18 protein-coding genes and 2 pseudogenes are annotated in these 22,110 nt (G+C 72.7%); 5 read left to right on the top strand and 15 right to left on the bottom strand.

Features of this window, described 5'->3' with window-relative positions:
* Positions 1-131 precede the first annotated feature (131 nt).
* The 8 genes and pseudogenes from OHA98_RS09250 to OHA98_RS09215 all read right to left on the bottom strand — a co-directional run bounded on the left by OHA98_RS09250 (position 132) and on the right by OHA98_RS09215 (position 7,778).
* Positions 132-1,106: a LacI family DNA-binding transcriptional regulator gene (locus OHA98_RS09250; protein ID WP_266924157.1), complete on the bottom strand. Its 975-nt coding sequence runs from the start codon at positions 1,104-1,106 to the stop codon at positions 132-134.
* A gap of 804 nt (positions 1,107-1,910) precedes the next feature.
* Complete coding sequence (cimA, locus tag OHA98_RS09245; RefSeq protein WP_266924156.1) at positions 1,911-3,518, bottom strand: citramalate synthase; 1,608 nt, start codon at positions 3,516-3,518, stop codon at positions 1,911-1,913.
* A gap of 317 nt (positions 3,519-3,835) precedes the next feature.
* Entirely contained in the window at positions 3,836-4,447 is a 612-nt protein-coding gene (locus OHA98_RS09240) for a TetR/AcrR family transcriptional regulator (RefSeq protein WP_266924155.1), read from the bottom strand.
* Between the two features lie 4 nt (positions 4,448-4,451).
* Positions 4,452-4,571: pseudogene (locus OHA98_RS09235) on the bottom strand (agmatine deiminase family protein); the annotation flags it as partial.
* 182 nt (positions 4,572-4,753) lie between these two features.
* A pseudogene (locus OHA98_RS09230) lies at positions 4,754-4,882 on the bottom strand (urease subunit gamma); the annotation flags it as partial.
* Positions 4,883-5,082: 200 nt separating this feature from the next.
* Positions 5,083-6,186 (bottom strand): branched-chain amino acid aminotransferase, encoded by a 1,104-nt coding sequence (locus OHA98_RS09225; RefSeq protein WP_266924154.1) that lies wholly within the window; start codon positions 6,184-6,186, stop codon positions 5,083-5,085.
* Positions 6,187-6,441: 255 nt separating this feature from the next.
* Complete coding sequence (locus OHA98_RS09220) at positions 6,442-7,485, bottom strand: 3-isopropylmalate dehydrogenase (protein WP_266924153.1); 1,044 nt, start codon at positions 7,483-7,485, stop codon at positions 6,442-6,444.
* Between the two features lie 161 nt (positions 7,486-7,646).
* Entirely contained in the window at positions 7,647-7,778 is a 132-nt protein-coding gene (locus OHA98_RS09215; protein WP_266924152.1) for a hypothetical protein, read from the bottom strand.
* Positions 7,779-8,182: 404 nt separating this feature from the next.
* On the opposite strand from OHA98_RS09215, the gene OHA98_RS09210 reads away from it, so the two are divergent.
* Genes OHA98_RS09210 through OHA98_RS09200 form a run of 3 tightly spaced genes read left to right on the top strand, consistent with a single transcriptional unit; the run spans position 8,183 to position 10,817 of the window.
* On the top strand, positions 8,183-8,755 hold the full coding sequence (locus tag OHA98_RS09210) for a CDP-alcohol phosphatidyltransferase family protein (protein ID WP_266924151.1): 573 nt from the start codon (positions 8,183-8,185) through the stop codon (positions 8,753-8,755).
* The gene (locus tag OHA98_RS09205; protein ID WP_266924150.1) at positions 8,752-9,612 is read left to right on the top strand and encodes a phosphatidate cytidylyltransferase; all 861 of its coding nucleotides are present in this window, start codon (positions 8,752-8,754) and stop codon (positions 9,610-9,612) included. The genes OHA98_RS09210 and OHA98_RS09205 overlap by 4 nt, the downstream gene beginning before the upstream one ends.
* A complete protein-coding gene (locus OHA98_RS09200; protein ID WP_266924149.1) occupies positions 9,612-10,817 on the top strand; it encodes a 1-acyl-sn-glycerol-3-phosphate acyltransferase in 1,206 nt (401 codons plus the stop codon). Before OHA98_RS09205 ends, OHA98_RS09200 begins: the two co-directional genes overlap by 1 nt.
* A gap of 208 nt (positions 10,818-11,025) precedes the next feature.
* On the opposite strand, the gene OHA98_RS09195 is transcribed toward OHA98_RS09200, so the two are convergent.
* Positions 11,026-12,099 carry a S1 family peptidase gene (locus tag OHA98_RS09195; RefSeq protein WP_266924148.1) on the bottom strand — a complete coding sequence of 358 codons (1,074 nt, stop codon included), beginning with the start codon at positions 12,097-12,099 and terminating at the stop codon, positions 11,026-11,028.
* Positions 12,100-12,292: 193 nt separating this feature from the next.
* On the opposite strand from OHA98_RS09195, the gene OHA98_RS09190 reads away from it, so the two are divergent.
* A complete protein-coding gene (locus tag OHA98_RS09190) occupies positions 12,293-13,006 on the top strand; it encodes a nitroreductase family protein (protein ID WP_266924147.1) in 714 nt (237 codons plus the stop codon).
* A 120-nt stretch (positions 13,007-13,126) separates the two neighbouring features.
* On the opposite strand, the gene pruA is transcribed toward OHA98_RS09190, so the two are convergent.
* The gene (gene pruA / locus OHA98_RS09185) at positions 13,127-14,758 is read right to left on the bottom strand and encodes an L-glutamate gamma-semialdehyde dehydrogenase (protein WP_266924146.1); all 1,632 of its coding nucleotides are present in this window, start codon (positions 14,756-14,758) and stop codon (positions 13,127-13,129) included.
* A 51-nt stretch (positions 14,759-14,809) separates the two neighbouring features.
* Positions 14,810-15,736, bottom strand: coding sequence for a proline dehydrogenase family protein (locus OHA98_RS09180; protein ID WP_266924145.1), 927 nt, complete (start codon positions 15,734-15,736; stop codon positions 14,810-14,812).
* A 181-nt stretch (positions 15,737-15,917) separates the two neighbouring features.
* Here OHA98_RS09180 and OHA98_RS09175 point away from each other — a divergent pair, with 181 nt between their 5' ends.
* A complete protein-coding gene (locus tag OHA98_RS09175) occupies positions 15,918-17,066 on the top strand; it encodes a CdaR family transcriptional regulator (RefSeq protein ID WP_266924144.1) in 1,149 nt (382 codons plus the stop codon).
* 34 nt (positions 17,067-17,100) lie between these two features.
* Here OHA98_RS09175 and OHA98_RS09170 read toward each other — a convergent pair whose 3' ends face one another.
* From OHA98_RS09170 to OHA98_RS09155, 4 genes are all read right to left on the bottom strand, one after another.
* A complete protein-coding gene (locus tag OHA98_RS09170; RefSeq protein ID WP_266924143.1) occupies positions 17,101-18,144 on the bottom strand; it encodes an NAD(P)/FAD-dependent oxidoreductase in 1,044 nt (347 codons plus the stop codon).
* A 32-nt stretch (positions 18,145-18,176) separates the two neighbouring features.
* The gene (locus tag OHA98_RS09165) at positions 18,177-18,707 is read right to left on the bottom strand and encodes a hypothetical protein (RefSeq protein ID WP_266924142.1); all 531 of its coding nucleotides are present in this window, start codon (positions 18,705-18,707) and stop codon (positions 18,177-18,179) included.
* Positions 18,704-19,429: a hypothetical protein gene (locus OHA98_RS09160; protein WP_266924141.1), complete on the bottom strand. Its 726-nt coding sequence runs from the start codon at positions 19,427-19,429 to the stop codon at positions 18,704-18,706. Before OHA98_RS09160 ends, OHA98_RS09165 begins: the two co-directional genes overlap by 4 nt.
* Before the next feature lie 72 nt (positions 19,430-19,501).
* A complete protein-coding gene (locus tag OHA98_RS09155; protein WP_266924140.1) occupies positions 19,502-22,027 on the bottom strand; it encodes a Tox-REase-5 domain-containing protein in 2,526 nt (841 codons plus the stop codon).
* Positions 22,028-22,110 lie beyond the last annotated feature (83 nt).

Below are 22,110 nucleotides of genomic sequence, written 5' to 3'. Positions count from 1 at the left end.
CGCCGGAAGGTGCGGGTGGCGCCGGGAGGTGCGGGGGCGGTGCGAGGTGCGGGGGCGGTGCGAGACGTGCGGATGGCGCACGGTGGGGCGCGGTTGGGGATGCGGGCGGGTGTCCGGCGGGGCCGGGCCCGTTACGGCGCCGAGTGGCGCACGACCAGTTCGGTGGGCAGCACGGCCGGTTCGTCCGGTGCGGCCGTGCCGCCGAGGTGGGACAGCAGCATCCGCGCCGCCGTCTCACCCATCCGCCGGGTGGGCTGGCGCACGGTGGTCAGGGGCGGGGCGGTGTGCTCGGCCATCGGGATGTCGTCGAAGCCGACCACCGCGATGTCGTCCGGCACGCGGCGTCCGGCGGCCCGCAGGGCCCGCAGGACGCCCGCCGCACTGATGTCGTTGTGCGCGAAGACCGAGTCGAACTCCACGCCGGCCGCGAGGAGTTCCTCGACCGCGAGGCGGCCGCCCCGTTCGGTGAAGTCCCCGTCCGCGACCAGGTCGGTGGGCAGGACCGAACGGAAACCGCTGAGCCGGTCACGTACGCAGCCGAAGTGCCGCGGACCCGTGAGGACCAGCGGCCGGGTGCGCCCCGAGGCCAGCAGATGGCGGGCCGCCGAGGCACCTCCCTCGTCATTGGTGGTCACGACGGAGGGGAATGCGGGGTGGTGGCCGCGGTCGTCGATCAGGACGATCGGCAGGCCCTTGCGGTGCAGTGCGGTCAGATGGTCGAGCGTGTTCTCCGGCTCCACGACGACGAGTCCGTCGAAGGCACGCGCCGACACCTGGTCGGTGAAGCGCTGTACGGACTCCGCGCCGCGGTTGCAGGTGAAGAGCAGCAGTCCGTAGTCGGCGGCCTCGACGGTGTCGACGACGCCCTGGAGCAGTTCGCCCATCCATGGCCAGGTCAGCGAGGGCACCAGCATCCCGACCGTACGGCTGCTGCCGCGGGCCAGTCCGACGGCACCCGAACTGGGTACATAGCCGAGCTGTGCGATCACTTCACGAACACGGGAGGCCGTGGAGCCGTCCACTTCGCCCTTGAGGTTGACGACCCGGGACACGGTCGTCTTGCTGACGCCGGCCTCACGGGCGACATCGGCGATGGTGACACGCATCAGGGCCCTCCGGGGACAAGGCTGAGCAGGGCGGAGCAGGACCGGGCGAGGTGAAGCGGACGAGGCGCGGAAGTCCGTGACCATCGGTCGCCGGTACCGGTTCCGCAACCGGTCCCGGAACCGGTACCGGCGTTGCGGCTGGAGTTAACCCCGCCGGAACACAGCCGTCAATACTTCACACCGAAATTGGTCCGTACCCATCTCCCCACCGGGCAGGGCGAGTTACGCGTTCAAGTTCTGAACGCGTCCCCCTTGACGTGAGTCCGCAACAGCAGTTCACTCACGCACCGGTCGACGGCATCACCCCCACGCACCCTGCCGGGAGGGGCGGCAGCCCATGATCCGGTCCGGTGGAGCCGGCCATGTATCCGGTCCGGCGGAGCGGTCTGTGTACGGGGCGCCACCGCACTCGGCGCAGCGGGTCCCACCGGGCTCCCCTCCGGTACGGCACGGGTGGCCGGCAGGTCACCCGGGACCTTCAGGCCCGGACCCCCGCGCCTTCACTGCCGGGAACGGCGGCGCACACCCTCCCGGGCCGCGCCTCGGCGACCCTCACCTGGCCGGGCACCCGGTCCCGGGCCCTGAGCCCAGCCCGGGTTCCTGAGCCGGTCCGGGCGCCGGTCCGGGCGCCGCTCCGGGCCCTGAAGTCCCGGTCGGGCCCCACTCCGAGCCCCCTCCGGGCGCTGAGTCCCGGTCCCGGGCGCTGAGTCCCGGTCCGGGTGGGGCGCACAGAGCGAAGGCCCGGATGTACATCCGCAACGCACGCGCCGGAGCCGCCGGCCGAAGGCGGCTCCGGCACGGCGGCTACTCGGCCGGCTCGATCCCGGCCCGCAGCAGACCGAAGGTGTACGCGTCCTCCAGCGCCTGCCAGGACGCGGCGATGACGTTCTCCGCGACCCCCACGGTCGCCCAGTCACCGGACCCGTCCCCCGTGGTGATCAGCACCCGGGTGGTGGACTCGGTGCCGGTGCGGCCCTCCAGGATGCGGACCTTGTAGTCGACCAGCTCCAGCTTGGCGAGCTGCGGGTAGAACCGCTCCAGGGCCACGCGCAGCGCCCGGTCCAGGGCGTTGACCGGGCCGTTGCCCTCGGCGGTGGCGACGATCCGCTCGCCCTTGGCCCAGAGCTTCACGGTCGCCTCGTTGGCGTGTGTGCCGTCGGGGCGGTTCTCGACGATGGCGCGCCAGGACTCGGTGCGGAAGTAGCGGCGGGCCCGGCCCTCGACCTCGCCGCGCAGCAGCAGCTCGAAGGAGGCGTCGGCGGCCTCGTAGGTGTAGCCCTTGAGTTCGCGCTCCTTGACCCGCTCGACGACACGGCCGATGAGCTCGCGGTCGCCCCCGAGGTCGATGCCGAGCTCCTTGCCCTTCAGCTCGATGGAGGCGCGGCCAGCCATGTCGGAGACCAGCATCCGCATGCTGTTGCCGACCAGCTCCGGGGCGATGTGCTGGTACAGGTCGGGGTCGACCTTGATCGCGGAGGCGTGGAGTCCGGCCTTGTGGGCGAAGGCGGAGACCCCGACGTAGGGCTGGTGGGTGGAGGGCGTGAGGTTGACGACCTCGGCGATGGCGTGCGAGATCCGGGTCATGTCGGCGAGCGAGCCCTCGGGCAGCACGGTCTTTCCGTACTTCAGTTCCAGGGCGGCGACGACGGGGAAGAGGTTGGCGTTGCCGACCCGCTCGCCGTACCCGTTGGCGGTGCACTGGACATGGGTGGCGCCCGCGTCCACGGCGGCCAGGGTGTTGGCGACGGCGCAGCCGGTGTCGTCCTGGGCGTGGATGCCGAGCCGGGCTCCGGTGTCGGCGAGGACGGTGCCGACGACGGCCTGTACCTGGGCGGGGAGCATGCCCCCGTTGGTGTCGCAGAGGATGACGACATCGGCGCCGGACTCGTGGGCGGCCCGGACCACGGCCTTGGCGTACTCGGGGTTGGCGCGGTAGCCGTCGAAGAAGTGCTCGCAGTCGACGAAGACCCGGCGGCCCTGTTCCCGGAGGTGGGAGACGGTGTCGCGGACCATCTCCAGGTTCTCCTCCAGGGTGGTGCGCAGGGCCAGTTCCACATGACGGTCGTGGGACTTGGCGACCAGCGTGATCACCGGGGCACCCGACTCCAGGAGCGCCTTGACCTGCGGGTCCTCGGAGGCCTTGCCACCGGCCCTGCGGGTCGCGCCGAACGCGACGAGCTGCGCGTGCCGGAACTCGATCTCCTGCTGGGCACGGGAGAAGAACTCCGTGTCGCGGGGGTTGGCGCCCGGCCAGCCGCCCTCGATGAATCCCACACCGAAGTCGTCCAGGTGCCGGGCAATGGTCAGCTTGTCCGCGACCGTCAGGTTGATGCCTTCACGCTGTGCACCGTCGCGCAGTGTGGTGTCGAAGACATGGAAACTGTCGTCGGTGGCCTTGGCCTTGGTGGTCATGCTGATCTGACTCCTGTCGGATGAGTGGATCCGGACGATCTGGCTCCACTTGCCCCCATCATCCCGCGCGCCTCGCCCCGGCCGAGGTGAGGGCCGGAAAACGAAAAAACCCCTCGCGGGTGCGAGAGGTCTGCGCGCGGGTCTGGGGCACGGTGCCCGTGCCGTACGTGGTGGTACGGAACGATCACTGCGGACCGGCGCGCCTGTTGCCAATAATCATGACGAACGAGGACACGGAAGCAGTCTGGCACACCGCCGCTCCCGTGCCCCGGCCCGTCTCAGGATGCGGGCGGTGGGCGCGGAACGTCACACGCCGTTCATGAAGGGGCGGGTGCCAGCAGCTCGTCCACGAACTCCGCCACCTGAACCAGGGCCTGGTCCCGGCCGGTCCCGGGGATGCCCACGGTGACATGGACGCTGAATCCGTCGAGGAGCGCCCGCAGCCGGGTCGCGCAGCGGTCCGCGTCCACGGTCCGGAACTCCCCGCGCGAGACCCCCTCGGCCAGCAGCGCCACCAGGTCCCGGTGCCAGGCGCCCTCGATGGCGGCCTGCCGGACGCGGCCCTCGTCGTCCGCGTTCTGCGAGCGGTTCCAGACCTCCAGCCAGAGGGTCCAGTGCGGGTCGCGGTGTCCGTCGGGGAGGTACAGGGCGATGTACGCGTCCAGCCGCTCCCGTACCGTGCCCGGCCGGGCGAGCAGCGCGCGGCGCTCCGCGCCGAGGCGGCCCTCGCTCCACTCCAGGGTCCGGAGCAGCAGCTCGTCCTTGGTGCGGAAGTAGTAGAGCAGGTGTCCGCTGCTCATACGGACCGCGCGCCCGAGGCCGGCCATGGTGAGCCCGTCGAGCCCCCGCTCGGCGATGGTGGCCATGGCGGCGGCCAGCACCTCCTCGCGCGGCGGGGCGGTGTTGCGGCGGCGGGGTGCGGCGGGCATGGCGTCAGACCTTCGGTTGCTGCTGGGTGATGCAGTGGATGCCTCCACCGCCCGCGAAGATCGTACGGGCGTCGACGAGGGTCACCGTGCGGTCCGGGAAGAGCCGGCCGAAGAGGGCCGCCGCCGCCCAGGGTGACGAGGCCGCTGTCCGCGTCCACGGCCACCTCTCCGGTACGGGAGTTGAGGCGCAGGTCCGCAGGGCCGATGCCCCGGGTGCCGCGGACGGCGACCCGGCGGCGGGCACGCACAGCCGCATGCCGTACGCCGCGCTCCGGTCGAAGTCGAGCCGGGGGTTGGCCTCGAAGAGACGGTGTCCGCGATCAGGGGCGTCGCCTCGGGGACATTGAGCCGCAGGCCCCGGGCACGGCGGGCCCTGGCCAGTTCGGCGGCGCCGAAGAGCAGCAGCCGGTCGCGTTCCGTAGGGGTCAGTCGCATGTCCCCGCACCTCCTGTTTAGAGCAGCACTCTAACCATGAGTGCTGGGTGACGGGAAGCCTGACACCATACGCTTAGAGCGGCACTCCAATACGCGGGCGCAAAAAAGGGCCGCGCCCGGCGGGGAGCCGGGCGCGGCCTGTTTCCGAACGAGAGGGGCCCCAGGGCGTGTGTCGAAAGTCCCGCCCGGCTCGCGACGCCCTAGCCGAGCGGGTGCATCCAGCCGTGGGTGTCCTCGACGACTCCGCGCTGGATGTCGAGCAGACGCTCGCGCAGCTTCATCGTGACCTCGCCGGGCGTGCCGTCGCCCTGGGTCCACTCGCCGCCCGCGGACTTGACGGTGCCGACGGGCGTGATGACGGCGGCGGTGCCGCAGGCGAAGACCTCGGTGAGCGTGCCGTTCGCGGTGTCGTCGCGCCACTGGCCGATGGAGACGCGGCCCTCCTCGGAGGTGTAGCCGAGGTCACGGGCGACCTTGAGGAGCGAGTCCCGGGTGACACCCGCGAGCAGGGAGCCGGTCAGCTCCGGGGTGACGATCCGCTTCGAGCCGTCCTCCTGCCCGTACACGAAGTAGAGGTTCATCCCGCCGAGCTCCTCGACCCACTTGTGCTCCACGGCGTCGAGGTAGGCGACCTGGTCGCAGCCCTGGGCGGCCGCCTCGGCCTGGGCGAGCAGGGAGGCGGCGTAGTTGCCGCCGGTCTTGGCGTCGCCCATGCCGCCGGGGACGGCGCGGACGCGGTTCTCGGAGAGCCAGATCGAGACGGGCTTGACGCCACCGGGGAAGTAGGCGCCCGCGGGCGAGGCGATGACCAGGAAGAGGTACTCGTTGGCGGGCCGCACCCCGAGGCCGACCTCGGCCGCGATCATGAACGGGCGCAGATAGAGGGACTCCTCGCCGCCGTGCGCCGGAACCCATGCCTTGTCCTGCTGGACCAGGACGTCACAGGCCTCGATGAACGTCTCGACCGGCAGCTGCGGCATCGCGAGCCGCGCGGCGGAGCGCTGGAAGCGCTCGGCGTTGGCCTCGGGCCGGAAGGTGGCGACCGACCCGTCGGACTGGCGGTAGGCCTTGAGGCCCTCGAAGATCTCCTGCGCGTAGTGCAGGGTCATATTGGCCGGGTCCATCGACAGCGGGCCGTAGGGCACGAGCTGGGCGTCGTGCCAGCCGCGGCCCTCGGTCCACCGGATGGTCACCATGTGGTCGGTGAAGTAGCGGCCGAATCCGGGGTTGGCCAGGATCGCCTCGCGCTCCGCGTCGGACAGCGGGTTCGAGGAGGGCTTGAGCTCGATCGTGGGCGTCGTCATGAGTGCGTGTCCTTCACCGGTCTTGTGTGTGATGGACCGCGCTCACGCCCGCCTGTCCCGACTGTTTCCGGTCAGGTCCTAGGACGTCCGAGCTTTACCGCAAGCCACGGCCCCGCGTTCGATTATCGCTCGCGGGTGGCCGTGGACGAAATGGCGCGAATGCGGTCCAGTGGTCGATGGTGGCATCCGGAGGCCGCACGGGTGAAGCCGCCGGGTGCGGTTGCGACCCGGCGGCTTCGAAGTGGAGTCGTCGGGTCAGCTCGCTACCCGTACCGCGAGGGCGTCGCCGATCTCGTCGGTGGTACGGGTGGAGCTCCCGTCGCGCTCCGCGAGGTCTGCGGAGACGGCGTCCTCGATGCGCGCGGCCTGGGTCTCGTAGCCGAGGTGGCGCAGCAGGAGGGCGACGGAGAGGATCGTGGCGGTCGGGTCGGCCTTGCCCTGGCCCGCGATGTCGGGGGCAGAGCCGTGGACCGGCTCGAACATCGACGGGAAGGTGCCCGTCGGGTTGATGTTGCCGGACGCGGCCAGGCCGATGCCGCCGGTCACGGCGGCGGCGAGGTCGGTGAGGATGTCACCGAAGAGGTTGTCGGTGACGATGACGTCGAAGCGCTCCGGCTGGGTGACGAAGAAGATCGTCGCGGCGTCGACGTGCAGATAGTCCGTGCTGACCTCGGGGTACTCGGCCGCGATCCGGTCGAAGGTGTTCTTCCACAGGTGCCCGGCGTAGACGAGGACGTTGTTCTTGTGGACCAGCGTCAGCTTCCTGCGCGGCCGGGCGTTCGCCCGCTCGAAGGCGTCGCGGACGACACGCTCGACGCCGTACGCCGTGTTGACGCTGACCTCGGTGGCGACCTCGGCGGGGGTGCCGGTGCGCAGCGAGCCGCCGTTGCCCGTGTAGGGGCCTTCGGTGCCTTCGCGGACGACGACGAAGTCGATGTCGGGGCGGCCGGCCAGCGGCGTCGCGGTGTTCGGGAAGAGCTTCGACGGCCTCAGGTTGATGAAGTGGTCGAAGGCGAAACGCAGCTTCAGCAGCAGCCCCCGCTCCAGGACGCCGGAGGGCACGGACGGGTCACCGATCGCACCGAGCAGGATGGCGTCGTGGTTCTTCAGCGCGTCGAGCTCCGCGTCCGGGAGGGTCTCACCGGTGCGGTGCCAGCGCCGGGCGCCGAGGTCGTACTCCTTGGTCTCCAGCTTCACGTCCTGCGGGAGGACAGCGTTGAGGACCTTGAGGCCCTGGGCCACGACTTCCTGGCCGATTCCGTCACCGGGGATCACTGCGAGATCGATGCTGCGAGACATGACGCCAGCCTAACCATGCGTCCCATCCCATGACATCCGATGTCCACCATACGGACATGCTCCGCGGGCTGATCCTTCGGGGCACGGACATCCCCCGAGCCGGGCGAACGCGTCGACCGCTTCGGGATCGCCCAGGTCACCGGGACCGGACGCCGGTGGGCTCAGTGGCCGGTGGAGCCGCCGTTGTCCCTGCGGTCCAGGGCGCGCTGCAGGGCGGCGGCGGCGTTCTCGCGCTCCGACTCGGTCGGGCGGGGGGTGTGACGGACGCGGCGGCGGACAGTCGTCTCGGCCATGGTGGATCGACTCCTTGAGATCGCGTGGATGCCGGTTCCGGGATCCGGGGAAGGCGGACGCCGGCAGTCGTGAGCGGGATTCCGAGGCGCCGGAAGGGGTGGGGAGTGTACGCCGCAGGGGTTGCCTGCTCCGTGGCGCGCTCACCATCACCCGTCGCTGGATCGAGCGAGTCGTTCGGCTCCTACAAAGCTAGGACAGCCGGGCCGCTCTGTCTCCACAATTACTCGGACTTCCTACTATCTGAGACGGCGGCCGCCCCGTCGCCGGAGAGCACCGGCGGGGTCCGGGGCGGCCGCGGCGGTGATGTACCCAGGCCCTGCCGCCGTCCTCCCCCGGGTACTCAGTGTCCGGTTGAGTATCCGGGCCGTTTCGAAGAACTGTGCGTCGCACGAGAGTTGCCCCCATGAACGGCCTCTACGCTCTCAAGCCCTGGTACGCGAACCGGCTCGCCGGTGTCCGCGCCTCTCTCGTCCGCCGTGAGGTGTCGCCCGACACCCTCACCGCGGCGGGCGTGGCCGCGGCGGCCGGCGGGGCCGCCGCGCTGGCCTGGCTGCCCGCCGGACCCGCGGCGCTGCCGGTCGCCGTGCTGCTCGCGGCGCGGCTCGCGTGCGCCAACCTCGACGGGGCGCTGGCCCGTGACACCGGCCGGACCACCCGGCGCGGCGCGGTCCTCAACGAACTGGGCGACCGCGCGGCCGATCTGCTCGTGCTCGCCGGGTTCCTGACGCTCGCCCCGCTGTGGCTGGTGGCGGTGGCCGCGCTGGCGGCGACCCTGCCGTCCTGGGTGTCGCTGGCGGGCGCGGCGGCCGGGGCGCCCCGGCGCAACGGCGGCCCGGTCGGCAAGACCGAACGCTGTCTGCTGGCCGTCGTCGCGGCGGCGAGCGGCTGGGCCGTCCCGGTGCTCATCGTGATCGCCGTCGGTTCGCTGCTCACCGCGGTGCTCCGGCTGGCCGGACTCCGGCGGGAGCTGGCATGAGCGCCGTACTGATCGCCGAGGAGGCGGCGGCCCGTGCCGTTCCGCTGGTCGCGGGTGTGCTGGGGGCGGGCGGGGTGGCCGTGGCCGTACTGCCGTCGAAGGTCCGGATGCGGGCCGAGCTGCGCAGACGGTGGAGGACCTGGGCGCTGGTGGCGCCGGTCTTCCTGGGGGCGTACTTCCTGGGCGGCGGCGGTACGTTCGCGCTGGCCGCCGGGCTCGGGGTCGTCGCGGTGACCGAGTTCGTCCGGATGGCCGGGCTGCGGCAGGGCGACCACGCGGTGCTGATCGCGGCGGCGGTGGGGGCGCCCGCCCTGGCGTGGCTGGCTCCGGAGCTCCTGGATGTGCGGGCGGCGGCCCTGCTGCCGCTCGTGGCGGCGCTGCCCCCGGTGCTGTCGGGCGACGACGGCGCCGGTTTCACCCGCGGTGCCCGCACGGCCTTCGGGCTGCTGTGGATCCCGGTCGCGCTGACCGGACTGGTGACGCTGGGCGAGACGGCGGTGGTGGTGGGCCTCGCGGTGGCGCTCGGTGATGTCGGTGCCTGGTGCGGCGGTACGGCCCTGGGGCGGCGGGGTCCGCTCGCCCGGCGGCTCTCCCCGCTCTCCCCCAACAAGACCTGGGCGGGGGTGCTGGGCGCGGCTCTCGCCACGGCCGTGCTCCTGCTCGTGCTCGGGGAGTTCTCGGTGAGGCTCTGGGCCGCGGTGCTCGGCGGCTGTGTCCTCGGCGACCTCATCGAATCGATGGTCAAGCGCGAGTCCGGGGTGAAGGACGCGGGGAGCTGGCTGCCCGGGTTCGGCGGCCTCCTGGACCGGATCGACTCCCTGCTCGTGGCCCTTCTCCTGGCGATGGTGATGATGTGATGACGACCCTGGACACCGCGCCCGGCCGGGTGGTGCTCCCCGCGCGCTCCCGCTTCGCCGCCACGCTGCGCCGGGGCCTGTGGTGGGCGGTGCTGAGCCTGACGGGCGGGGTGGAGCGGCGCGGGCGGCTGCCGCGCGGCGGCTGTGTCGTCGTCGCGAACCACTCCTCGCACGCCGACACCGCCGCTCTTCTCGCGGCACTGGACGCCCGGCACTCCCCGGCCATCGGGGCGGCCGCGGACTACTGGTTCGCCTCTCCGTGGCGGCGCCGGATCTGCCGCAGGCTCGCGGCCGGGTTCCCGGTGCGGCGCGGCGGGGGCGGCATGGGCGATCTGCTCGCGATGGAGGACGGGCTGCGGGCGGGCCGGGCGGTCGTGCTGTTCCCCGAGGGCACCCGGGGCCAGAACGGTGAACTGGGCTCCTTCCACCGCGGGGCGCTGGTGCTGGCGGAGCGTGCGGGGGTGCCGGTGGTGCCGGTCGGCATCGCGGGTACGGACCGGCTGCTGCCCAAGCACGGGCGGCTGCGCTCGGCCCTGGTACGGGTGACGATCGGGGAGCCGCTGCCCGCGGCCGTCTCCCCGGACGCGGCCCGGGACGCGGTCGTGGCGCTGCACTCCCGTACCGTCGCCGAGCCGCTCGTGGACTCGGCGGCGCGCCGCCGGGTGGCCTCGGTCGTCACCTCCCGGTGGGGGGTGCCGCTGGCCTTCGTCTGGGCACTGGCGGAGGCGCTGAGCTGGCCGCTGATGCCGGAGCTGCTGCTCGGGGTGGTGTGCGTGGCGGTGCCGCGCGCGGCGTGGAGGATGTCGCTGGGGGCGCTGGCGGGCAGCGTGGCGGGCGGCCTGCTGGCCCTTCAACTGGCTTCGGCGGGAGTGCAGTTGCCCGCGCCGCTGACCACGGAGCGGATGCGGGCGGAGGTCCGTCAGGGCCTGGCGCTCCACGGGGCTTCGGCGGTGCGGCAGCAGCCGTGGAACGGCATCCCGTTCAAGGTGTACGGCGCCGAGGCGGGCCGGGCCGGAGTGCCGGCCGGTGACTGGCTCCTCGCGTCCACGACGGCGCGCGGGGCGCGGACGCTGTCGGTGGGCCTGGGCTTCGCGGCGTTCGGGCTGCTGATGCGGCGCCACCGCAGGCACTACGGGCGCTATCTGGTGCTGCTGGGCGGCGGCTTCACGGCGGGGCTCTCGCTGATCGTGCACGGGTGGGCCTGAGCCGTCCGCCCCGGGCGGCGCGGCGCGGGGCGGACGGCGCGGACCGGGCGGACGGCGCGGGGCGGACCGGGCGTACGGGGCGGGGCGGACCGGGCGGACGGGGCGGGGCGGACCGGGCGGACGGGGCGGGGCGGACCGGGCGGACGGGGCGGGGCGGACCGGGCGGACGGGGCGGACCGGTTCTGCCCGCGGCGGAGGTGCGGGACCGTCAGTACACGGTCACGCCGTAGGCGGCCAGGGCCTCCTTGACCGGCTGGTGGATGGCGGAGCCGCTGGTGCCGGTGCAGCCGGAGCTGCCGGAGTGGATGCCGAGGGCGACGGAGCCGGCGAAGTGGGCGCCGCCGCTGTCGCCGCCCGCGGAGCAGGCGGTGGTGCGGACCATGTTGTAGACGGGCCCGTCCCCGTAGTTGACGGTGACGTTGACGGCGGTGACGGTGCCGCTGGTCACCTTGGTGGTGGAACCGCTCTTGCTGAGGGACTGGCCCACGACGGCGTCGGCGGCCGAGGCGATGTCCTGGGTGCCGCCGTTGTACAGGTCCACGTTGCCGGCGGGCGAGGAGCCGTCCGTGTACCGCACGATGCCGTAGTCGTTGGTCGGGAAGCTGGTGCCCTCGCGGACCCCGATGACCGCCCCGCCGGAACTGGCCGACCAGTTGGCGGAGATGTTGGTGCAGTGTCCGGCGGTGACGAAGTAACGCGCGCCGCCCTTGGTGACGTTGAAGGCGGCCGAGCAGCGGCTGCCGCCGCCGTAGATGGCGCCGCCGCCCAGGACCTCCCGGTGGAAGACGCCGGGCACCCTGGCGATGCGTACGGCACCGTCCAGCCGGTCCGCGACGGCCCCGAGGCGGGCCATGTCCCGGGCGGAGACCGACCGGTCGGCCTCCACCGCGACCTGGTTGGTCCGGGGGTCGATGCCCCAGGAGGTGCCGGTGATCTTCGCCTCGGCCTCCAGGGTGTCCATGGCGGCGCGCAGTTCCGCGGCGCCGCGCGTCACCCGGCGCACGGTGGCGCCGGCCGCCCTGGCCTGTTCGGCGGCGCGGTCGGTGGTGACGGTGACGACGAGGTCGCCGGTCCCGCGGTCGAGGTAGCTCCCGGCGGTGGCGTCCCCGAGCCGCTGCTCCAGGGTGGCGTCGAGGGCGTACGCGGCGGGGGTGGGGGCGGGGTCCGCGGCGGGGACACCGGCGGGAACACCGGCGGCTCCGGAGGGAGCCGCGCCGAGGCCGAGGGTACCGATGACGAGCAGAAGGGAAACGCCGACGCGGGCACGGGTGGTGCGTCTCATGGGGAGCTCCTTCTCGGGGGACGCGTGGGGACGTACCGAGCAAGGAATTTGACATGCCCATTACCTAATCCGCAAGAGCGCATTACCCCGGGGACGTGCGCCGGGCGCGTTCCGCGGACACTGACCGGGACGGACGGCTCCGTTGTCCGAAGGCCCCCTGTTCCCCGCCCGGTTCACGCCTCACACTGCCGCCATGCCCGAGAACACGACAGACGCGCCCCAGCAGTGGACCCCGCTCCACGGGACCCCGTACCGACCCGTCCCCTACCACCCCGAGCGCATGCCCGCGGAGGAGTCGCTGGCCCATGCCGAGCGGCTTCGACAGCGGATGGACGAACGCAGGACCGTACGCCGGTTCTCCACCGATCCGGTGCCCGGACAGGTCCTGCGGGACGCCATCGCCTGCGCGGCGACCGCCCCCTCCGGCGCGCACCAGCAGCCGTGGACATTCGTTCTGGTGAAGGACCCCGAGGTGCGGCGCCGGATCCGGGAGGCCGCCGAGCACGAGGAGAAGATCAGCTACGACGGCAGGCTGGGCGAGGAGTGGCTGGCGGCGCTCCGCCCGCTGGGCACCGACGCCGTGAAGGCCCATATGACGGACGCGCCGGCCCTGATCGTCGTGTTCCAGCAGCGGTACTGGCTGGGCGAGGACGGCACGAGGCACAAGCACTACTACGTCGACGAGTCCGTCGGCATCGCGGTCGGGATGCTGCTGTCGGCCCTGCATCTGTCGGGGCTGGCGGCCCTGATCCACACCCCGAGCCCGATGCGCTTCCTGCGCGAGGTGCTGGACCGCCCGGAGAACGAGAAGGCGTTCGCGGTGATCCCGGTGGGATATCCGGCGGAGGACTGCGAGGTGCCGGACCTGGTGCGCAAGTCGCTGGACCAGGTGATCGTGGAGGTCTGAGCCGCGCGGCCCCGGTGACGGGCCCGGACATGGAAACCGCCTCCCGGCCGGCAGGGGGGCCGGTCGGGAGGCGGGACTCAGGGCCCGGGGCGCCGTGCTGCGGCGCCCCGGGAGGGAGGGTCAGCCCTGGTGGGGGTAGGTGTAGTCGGTCGGCGGGACCAGCGTCTCCTTGATGGCGCGGGTGAGCGTCCAGCGCTGGAGGTTCTGCGGGGCGCCCGCCTTGTCGTTGGTGCCCGAGGCACGGCCGCCGCCGAAGGGCTGCTGGCCGACGACGGCGCCGGTCGACTTGTCGTTGATGTAGAAGTTGCCCGCGGCGTACCGCAGCTTCTCCATCGTGTACGCCGCCGCCGCACGGTCGTTGGAGATGACCGCGCCGGTCAGCGCGTAGTCGGAGGCCGACTCCATCTGCTCCAGCATGGCGTCGTACTTCTCGTCCTCGTAGACGTGGATCGCGAGGATCGGGCCGAAGTACTCGGTCGTGAAGACCTCGTTGGCCGGGTCGGTGCAGACGATGACCGTCGGACGGACGAAGTAGCCGACCGAGTCGTCGTACGTGCCGCCCGCGACGACCGTGCAGGTCGGGTCGGACTGGGCCCGGTCGATCGCGGCCTTGTTCTTGGCGAACGAACGCTCGTCGATGACGGCGCCGATGAAGTTCGTCAGGTCGGTGACGTCACCCATCCTGATGCCGTCGACCTCGGCCGCGAACTCCTCCTGGAAACCGGAGTTCCAGATGGAGGCCGGCACGTACGCCCGCGAGGAGGCCGAGCACTTCTGGCCCTGGTACTCGAAGGAGCCACGGGTCAGCGCGGTCTTCAGTACGGCACGGTCGGCGCTGGGGTGCGCGACGACGAAGTCCTTGCCGCCGGTCTCGCCGACCAGACGCGGGTACGTCCGGTAGTTGGCGATGTTGTTGCCGACCGTCTTCCACAGGTGCTGGAAGGTCGGGGTGGAACCGGTGAAGTGGATTCCGGCCAGGTCCCGGTGGTTCAGGGCCACCTCGGAGACGGCGATGCCGTCACCGGTCACCAGGTTGATGACGCCCTTGGGCAGCCCGGCCTCCTCCAGCAGCTGCATCAGCAGCACCGCGGCGTGGGTCTGCGTCGGGGACGGCTTCCACACCACGACGTTGCCCATCAGGGCCGGGGCGGTGGGCAGGTTGCCCGCGATGGCCGTGAAGTTGAACGGCGTGATCGCGTAGACGAAGCCCTCCAGCGGGCGGTGGTCCATGCGGTTCCACACGCCCGGGGAGTTGGCCGGGGGCTGCTCGGCGAGGATCTGGCGCGCGTAGTGCACGTTGAAGCGCCAGAAGTCGATGAGCTCGCAGGGGGTGTCGATCTCGGCCTGCTGGGCGGTCTTGGACTGGCCGAGCATCGTGGACGCGGCCAGCGTCTCGCGCCAGGGGCCCGAGAGCAGCTCGGCGGCGCGCAGGATGATCGCGGCGCGGTCGTCGAAGGACATCGCGCGCCACGCCGGGGCGGCGGCCAGCGCGGCGTCGATCGCGTCCTGCGCGTCCTGCCGCGTGGCACCGGCGAACGTGCCGATGACGGCCTTGTGGTTGTGCGGCTGTACGACGTCGAAGCGCTCGCCGCCACCCATCCGCTTCTCGCCGCCGATGGTCATCGGCAGGTCGATGGGGTTCTCGGAGAGCTCCTTGAGCTTCACTTCGAGGCGGGCGCGCTCGGGGGAGCCCGGGGCGTAGGAGTGGACCGGCTCGTTGACCGGCGCGGGGACCTGGGTCACAGCGTCCATGAGTGCCTTGTCTCCTTGGTTCGGCGGGATGGGGTTCGGCCGGGGGGTGGGTCAGCCCTTGGTGAGGACGGAGCGGGCGAAGAAGAGCAGATTGGCCGGCTTCTCCGCGAGACGGCGCATGAAGTATCCGTACCAGTCGGTGCCGTACGCCGTATAAACGCGCATCCGGTGGCCCTCGGCCGCGAGCCGGACGTGCTCGTCGCTGCGGATGCCGTACAGCATCTGGAACTCGTACTCATCCAGTTTGCGCCCCGCCTTGCGGCCGAGCTCCTGGCTGATGGCGATGAGCCGCGGGTCGTGGGACCCGATCATCGGGTAGCCCTCGCCCTCCATGAGGATCTTGACGATGCGGACGTACGCCTTGTCGATCTCGGCCTTGTCCTGGTACGCGACGGAGGCGGGCTCCTTGTAGGCGCCCTTCACGATGCGGACGCGGCTGCCGTCGGCGGCCAGGCGGCGGGCGTCGTCCTCGGTGCGGAACAGGTAGGACTGGATCACGCATCCGGTCTGCGGGAAGTCCTTCCGCAGCTCCTCGTGGATGGCGAACATCGAGTCGAGGGTGGTGTGGTCCTCGGCGTCCAGGGTGACCGTGGTGCCGATCGCGGCGGCGGCCTCGACGACCGGGCGGACATTGGCGAGGGCCAGCTCGTGGCCGCCCTCCAGCGCCTGGCCGAACATGGACAGCTTCACGGACATCTCGGCCTTGGTGCCCAGGCCCAGCTCCTTGAGGCGGCCGACCAGCTCCAGGTACGCGTCACGCGCGGCGGTGGCCTGCCCGGGGGTGGTGATGTCCTCGCCCACGACGTCCAGCGTGACCTCAAGGCCCTTGCCCGCGGCATCCTGGATGATCGGGACGACCTGGTCGACGGTCTCACCGGCGATGAAGCGGTCGACGACCTGCTTGGTGCCGGGCGCGGCCGAGATGAACCGGCGCATCCTGTCGCTGCGCGACGCGGCGAGAATCACGGGACCCAGCACGGGGCACCTCCACGGAAAGTACGTACGAACGGCCGTACCGGGACGAAGGGAACCGAACCGGTACGACACGGAGAACCACCGTGAAATCTAGGGATCTCTCCGATCCTGTGCCATCGACAGCTGTCACGCATCTGTGGCCACGACCTCAGACATATGTCTGAAGGGGTGCGAGAATGGCCGGGTGAAGGGCGATTACCAGGAACTGGTCGACGAGATCTCCACCCTGCTCGATGCCCCGGCCACCCTGGAGAACCGGGACTTCGGCCTGGTCGCCTTCGGCGCGCACGACAGCGACGACGACACGGCCATGGACCCCGTCCGGACGCGCTCGATCCTGACCCGGCGCTCCACCCCGGCGGTCCGGGCCTGGTTCGAGGGCTTCGGCATCACACGGGCGACCGGACCGGTGCGGATTCCGGCCGCGCCGGAGGCCGGGGTGTTCCGGAGCCGGATCTGCCTCCCGGTACGCCATCGGGGTGTCGTGCTCGGTTATGTCTGGCTGCTCGACACGGACCCCGGTCCCACCGACGAGCAGCTGGGCGCCGCGATGGACGTGGCGGCGCGGATCGGTGCCCTGCTCTCCGACGAGGCGCGGGCGGGCACGGACCTGTCGCGGGAGTTCGGCGCGGTCCTCACGGCGGAACGCGGCTGGCAGCGCGACATGGCCGTGGCAGCGCTGCGCGAGGCGCTCGGCCCGGACGCGGACGGCCTGCACACCGTGGTGTGTGTGACGCCGTGGGCGGACGACACCCCATCGGTGCGTACGGTCCCCTCGGCGGCGGCCCTCGCGGCGGTGCCCTCCCCGTCCGGTGCGGGCACCCTCTCCCTGGCGGCCCTGGTGCGGCTGCGCTCCGCCGGCCATCTGGACCCGGCCACGAGCGCCGCCGACCGGCTCCGCACCGCGGCGGGCCCGTCCGCCGCGGGGGGCATCGCCCGGCCGCGGCGCGGTCTGGCCGAGCTGGCCGGCTCCTGGCACGAGGCGGCGTCGGCCGCCCGCGCGGCGACGGCGGAGAATCGTTTCGGCCCGGTCGCCGAGTGGTCGGCCATCGGCCCGTACCGCCTGCTGACCGCGCTCCCCCGGCCCCCGGACAGCGCCCCGGACCCGGCGGTCGTCACGCTGCTGACCCCGCCGCACACGGAGCTGGCCAGGACCGCCGAGGTGTTCCTCGACTGCGCGGGCCAGGCGAGCCGGACGGCGGCGGAGCTGGGCATCCACCGCCAGACCCTCTACTACCGCCTCTCCCGGGTCCAGCAGCTCACCGGCCTCGACCTGAACGACGGCGAGGACCGGCTGCTGCTGCACATGGCCCTGAAGGGGGCCCGGCTGTGAGCGGCGGCGGGACCGGGGCCGGTGCCGCCCCCGCTCAGCCCGGCAGCAGGCGGACCAGCGAGTCGCGCAGGCCGGTGCGGCCGGTGGTCATGAAGCGGTGCAGCCCGCGGGAGCCGAACGCGACCCGCTGGGCGCTGCGGCGGCGTTCCGCGTCGTAGCCGCGCAGGGCGGCGGGCAGTGCGGACCGGCCGTGCCGGGCGACGTTCCGGGCCAGGGCCTCCGCGTCGAGGACCGCCGTGCACGCGCCCTGGCCCAGGTTGGGCGTCATGGCGTGCGCGGCGTCACCGACCAGCGCGACCTTCCCGGCGCGGACGAAGGCCGGCAGCGCGGGGAACAGGTGCCGGATCCCGTAGCTGATCCAGCCGGCCGGGTCGGTCTCGGTCAGGATGCGCGGGATGGGGTCGTGCCAGCCCTCGAAGTACCCCGGCAGATCCCCGGCGGGGACGGTCCCGGGGACGGTGGCGTACCAGTTGGTGCGGCCCGGCTCGACCGGCGTCATGCCGAAGAACCGGCCGCTGCCCCAGGTCTCGCCGTGGATGCCGCTCTCGAAGTCGGCGGTCCCGATCCAGGCGACGGTCCCCACCTCGCGCGGGCCGCTGCGCTCACCGAAGTACGCGGCGCGCACGACGCTGCGGATGCCGTCGGCGCCCACCACCAGGTCATGACCGGTCACCAGCGCCTCGACGTCGAAGACGTTCTCCCCGTACGTGAGCGGTACGTCCCCGAAGGCGTCCAGCGCGGCCAGCAGGGCGTCGATCAGATGGGGCCGCGAGATCAGCAGCTCGGGGCGGCCGGCCTTCCGCTCGATCCGCTCCAGCGGGAGGCTCGCCAGCACTCTGCCCTCCGGGGTGCGGATCCGCGCTCCCCGGTAGGGGACCGCGCGGCCGCCGAACGCCGCGTCCACGCCCAGGCGTTCGAGTGCGGACTGCGCGGTGGGGTGGATGCCGAGCGCGGTGCCGTAACGCGCCGTCTCCGTCCGCCGCTCGACGACCGAGACCGACCACCCCGCGCGGCGCAGTCCGATCGCCGTCGCCAGCCCGCCGATTCCCGCTCCGACGACCACTGCCGTTCCGGTCATTCCGGCCTCCCCGGCCCATCCGTCCCGGCGGCTCAGTGCGCCGCGTCCGGCAGTTCGGTGACCGGCCGGTCACTGACGAGGGCCGCCATCACCAGCGGCGCGTCCCCGTCGCTGTGCCCGACGCTCACCCCGATCCAGCGGTCCGGCGCGCCCTCCGGCACCGGGCCCCATACGGTCAGGTCGCCGTAGAGGTCCTCACCGAGCAGCGCGTCGAACAGCGGCGGCAGGGGCGCGCCCTCCTGCTTCCGGAGGAGCGGCACATGCATCGGCACCGCCCGGTGCGCGCCCCACCGGGCGTCCAGTTCCCCGACGAGGGCGGCGAGATGGGCCTCGGACGCCTCCTCGGCGTCGTTCCACTCGGGGGCGTACACCCCGGTGAGCGGGTCGCCCTCCCAGAGCGGGACGATCCGGAAGCCCGCGCCGCCGGTCGCCGTCCACTCGCCGGTGTCCGGGTCGCCCTCCCCCGCCGTGGGCCCGGTGGCCGGTACGGGGCCCGCCAGCAGGTCCTCGATGTCACGGACGGCCCGTGCCGTGTCGAACGGCTCGCCGGAGCGGGCGCTCACAGCGCGGCCCGGTCCATCGGGCGGGGCAGCGGGCGCAGTGCCCCGGCCTCGCGCAGCCGCTCGTAGGCGCGGACCACCGCGCCGGTGTCGCCGGGCTCCGCGATGCGCAGGAGCACACCGCCGCCGGGCAGTTCCTCGCGGGACGCCTTCAGTTCGTCCGGCACCAGCGCGGCGCGGCCCGGGGAGAGCTGGCCGACCCGGCCGACCAGGGGGTCGCCCACCGAGTGGTCCGCGTCGTCCTCCAGCGCGTCGAGCAGGTCGTCGTCGCTCACGTCGCCGAAGTCCGGCTCCCACACCCGGGCGAGCGCGGCGAGCAGCGCGGCCTCGGGGACCGCCGCGTCGTCCGGCGTGTGGAGCGTGATCACGAACGACTGGAGCAGGAACTCGGGGGCGCCGCCCGCCAGGCCGCTGATCTCCGTCCTCCAGCCGGGCCCGCCCGTGCGGGCGAGCCGCAGTCCGGTACCGGTGACATCGGACCAGTCGTCGGCCGTCCGTGCCGTGAGCAGGGCCGCGAGAAGGGCGTCCTCCGTCGCCGGGAGTTCCGTGTCGGGTCCGGACGGATGGATCTGCCGCCACCCGCCCGCCGGACCCGCCCCGGCCGGCGGACCCGCCGCCGCCGGGAGCAGCTCCGTGAGTTCGTCCAGCACGCGCTTCCAGCGTCCCGCCAGCGCCTGGGCCGGCTCCGGCCTGGGCCCCCAGAAACCCCGCACTACACGTCGCATCCGCTCTTCCTCCGTCGACCGTCGTCCGTCGGACGTGGCCCCCGGCCGGGCCGGGGCACCACGCCGTGCAGGCTACTCGTCGAAGGCACCCGGTTTCCTGGTGCTGTCGTTCGGCTTCGGCTTGCTGTAGACGACCTTGACCGGCAGTCCCTCGTCACGGAAGGCCTTGCGGGCCGCCTTGGCGACGTCCGGGTCGGAGAAGTGCCATTCGACGGCGCGCCCGCCGGACGCCTCGACCTGGGACCGCGCCTCGGTGACGAACTTGTCCCGGCCCGACTGGGTGAGGGTGCCGCTGTCCGTCTTCGAGAGGTAGCTGCCGTAGCCGTTCTTCGCCTCCAGGAAGGTCTGCCGTCCGGAGTCCCAGCCGTCGTACTCCACGGCGGGCTTGCCCTCCTTGGGGTGCGGTACGACGTACTCCTGGCCGCGGTTGGTCCCGGTGACCTGCTCCTGGTAGCGGAGCCAGGACTCGTTCTTCCAGTTGGGCGCCGGGTTGCGGTCGCGGCTGGCCCAGTAGCCGTCGCCGAGGTCCGCGTCGCCGAGCGTGCGGTCCTTCAGGTCCTCGGCCCAGGAGGGCGGGTTGTAGTTGCGCGGGTCGGAGGTGTCGTTGCGGTTGGCCTCGGGGTACTGCTTCTTCTCCAGCTCGGCCTTGCGCGCCCGCTCCGGCTCCTCCAGCCGCTTCTGGTCCAGGTGGGCGGCGCGTTCCTGGTCGCGGGCCTCCTTGGCCTTGGCCTTGGCCGCCTCGTCGCACCCGCCGTCCGCGAGGATGACGCGGCCGGTGGATCCGGAGGCCAGTACGCCGGTACCGGCACCGGCGACCCCGGTGGAGCCACCGCCTCCGGTGGAGCCGCCGTAACGCACCAGGGGCGGCCCGGACGCGATGACACAGCCGGTCCTGCGGGCCGCGTCCTCGGCCGCGTCGGCGGCGTCGTCGGCCTCCTTCGCCGCCTTGCGCACCCCGTCGAGGTCCCCGAGGTCGGCGGCCTTGCGGGCCCGGCGCGCCGCGGCGCCCGCGTCCCCGGCGGCCTCGGCCACCTGCTCGGCGATCTTGCCCAGTCTGCCGAGCGTGCCGACCTTGCCGACGACCTTCGCGACGTCGTAGCCGGGGATGAAGAGGGAGCCGATGTTCCAGACGACGTCCGTGACGGCCCGGGTCTTCTCACCGTTGTTCCAGCGCTCGCGGACCTCGTCGCCGACGAACACGTCGTCGGCGACCTTGCCCACGGTGTTGCCGGAAGCCGTGGTCCAGTCCCAGATCGCGCCGAGGTAGTCGCCGTCGTCCCACTTGTCGCCGGCGCCCTTGGAGTCCTGCATCCACTGGTCGCCGAGCTGGCTGCCGTAGTCGGCGATGCCGGACCAGGTCTCCGGCTTGAAGAGATCGATGATGCCGGTGACGTCGCCCCAGATACCGTCGACCGCGACACCCTTGACCACCTGGGTCGTCCGGTCCCAGGCGCATCCGAAGAAGCCCCAGCCGCCGCAGTCCTCCTTCTCCTCGGCCTGGTCGCCGCCGCCGTTCCCGGCCTCGTCGTCACCCTCGGCGGCCGCGGGCCGGTCGTGGTCGGCCTCGGGCTCCTCGCCGCCCTCGGGGAAGGTGTCCTCACCGGTGCCCGGACGGCCGTCGTCGTCGGGGCCGCCCGTACCGCCGGACGAACCGCCGGTCGATTCACCGCCGGTCGATTCACCGCCGGTCGCTTCACCGCCGCCCGTACCGGTGCCGGACGTGTCGCCGCCCGTACCGCCCGATGAGCCGCCCTCCGTGCTGCCGGAGGAGCCGCCCGTGTCGCCGCCCGTACCGCCCGTGGAACCGTCCGTGCCCCCGGTGGAGCCGGTGCCGCCCGTGACGGTCGAGCCCTCCGTACCTCCGGTGGAGCCGCCGTCCGCGCCCTCGGTGGAGCCGCCCTCCGTACCTCCGGTGGCGCCCTCCGTACCACCGCCGGCCTCCACCGATCCGCCCCCGGACACCGGGCACGAGGAACCGGTGAGCGAGCAGATCGCCGACTGGAGGCCCTCGGTGATACGGCCGCCGAGGCCGCCCGCCGTCATCGCCCCGATGAGGGCGACGACGATCAGGACCAGGCCCAGATACTCCAGGGCCGACTGCCCCCGGTCACGCCGCCAGGTGATCATGTGCGGGAGCGAGAACCTGGGCTTCTCCCCCCGCTGCCCCTGCGGCAGCAGGAACCACGCGCGGCTCTGCTTGCGGGTGAGGAACACCAGGATCAGTACCGGCAGGACCAACTGGGTGAAGCCGTGCGCCGATCCGTCACCGATGTTGGCCACGCCGCCGAGGACCAGCCACGCCTGGAGGGCCGTCAGCCCCCACCACACCCGCTTGCCACCGGTCCGGACGTGCCGGGCCAGCAGCAGGGCGAGGACTCCGGGAGCGGAGGCGTACAGCAGGACTCCGAGTACCTGCGCGCCCATCGCGTCGACGGCGAGCGCCGAGCCGAACAGCCCGAGTCCGCCGATGACCGTCGCACCGAACAGCACGACGAGCAGGACGCGTGCCGTGGCGAGCGGGCGGGGCAGCTCGCGCCGCGCCGGCCCGTGCGCCGGAGCGGCCGCTCCTGACATGGGTATGCCACCGATCGCAGACATACGTGCCCCCAACCCCCGCTGTCAGTGAGCGACATGACAACCGCCCACGCTAGGGCCAAGGCCCCTTTCCCGTCGTGGGCCCC

Origin of the sequence: Streptomyces sp. NBC_00654 (assembly GCF_026341775.1) — a bacterium.
Taxonomy (GTDB): Bacteria; Actinomycetota; Actinomycetes; order Streptomycetales; family Streptomycetaceae; genus Streptomyces.
This window is presented reverse-complemented; position numbering and strand designations above follow the sequence as displayed.

Excerpts from the sequence above, each read along its gene's own strand:
- OHA98_RS09205 (WP_266924150.1), top strand. The coding sequence starts at position 8,752 with ATGAGCGCCGTACTGATCGCCGAGGAGGCGGCGGCCCGTGCCGTTCCG.
- OHA98_RS09250 (WP_266924157.1), bottom strand. The coding sequence starts at position 1,106 with ATGCGTGTCACCATCGCCGATGTCGCCCGTGAGGCCGGCGTCAGCAAG.
- cimA (WP_266924156.1), bottom strand. The coding sequence starts at position 3,518 with ATGACCACCAAGGCCAAGGCCACCGACGACAGTTTCCATGTCTTCGAC.
- OHA98_RS09225 (WP_266924154.1), bottom strand. The coding sequence starts at position 6,186 with ATGACGACGCCCACGATCGAGCTCAAGCCCTCCTCGAACCCGCTGTCC.
- OHA98_RS09210 (WP_266924151.1), top strand. The coding sequence starts at position 8,183 with ATGAACGGCCTCTACGCTCTCAAGCCCTGGTACGCGAACCGGCTCGCC.
- OHA98_RS09215 (WP_266924152.1), bottom strand. The coding sequence starts at position 7,778 with ATGGCCGAGACGACTGTCCGCCGCCGCGTCCGTCACACCCCCCGCCCG.
- pruA (WP_266924146.1), bottom strand. The coding sequence starts at position 14,758 with ATGGACGCTGTGACCCAGGTCCCCGCGCCGGTCAACGAGCCGGTCCAC.
- OHA98_RS09190 (WP_266924147.1), top strand. The coding sequence starts at position 12,293 with ATGCCCGAGAACACGACAGACGCGCCCCAGCAGTGGACCCCGCTCCAC.
- OHA98_RS09240 (WP_266924155.1), bottom strand. The coding sequence starts at position 4,447 with ATGCCCGCCGCACCCCGCCGCCGCAACACCGCCCCGCCGCGCGAGGAG.
- OHA98_RS09160 (WP_266924141.1), bottom strand. The coding sequence starts at position 19,429 with ATGCGACGTGTAGTGCGGGGTTTCTGGGGGCCCAGGCCGGAGCCGGCC.
- OHA98_RS09195 (WP_266924148.1), bottom strand. The coding sequence starts at position 12,099 with ATGAGACGCACCACCCGTGCCCGCGTCGGCGTTTCCCTTCTGCTCGTC.
- OHA98_RS09155 (WP_266924140.1), bottom strand. The coding sequence starts at position 22,027 with ATGTCTGCGATCGGTGGCATACCCATGTCAGGAGCGGCCGCTCCGGCG.
- OHA98_RS09170 (WP_266924143.1), bottom strand. The coding sequence starts at position 18,144 with ATGACCGGAACGGCAGTGGTCGTCGGAGCGGGAATCGGCGGGCTGGCG.
- OHA98_RS09220 (WP_266924153.1), bottom strand. The coding sequence starts at position 7,485 with ATGTCTCGCAGCATCGATCTCGCAGTGATCCCCGGTGACGGAATCGGC.
- OHA98_RS09200 (WP_266924149.1), top strand. The coding sequence starts at position 9,612 with ATGACGACCCTGGACACCGCGCCCGGCCGGGTGGTGCTCCCCGCGCGC.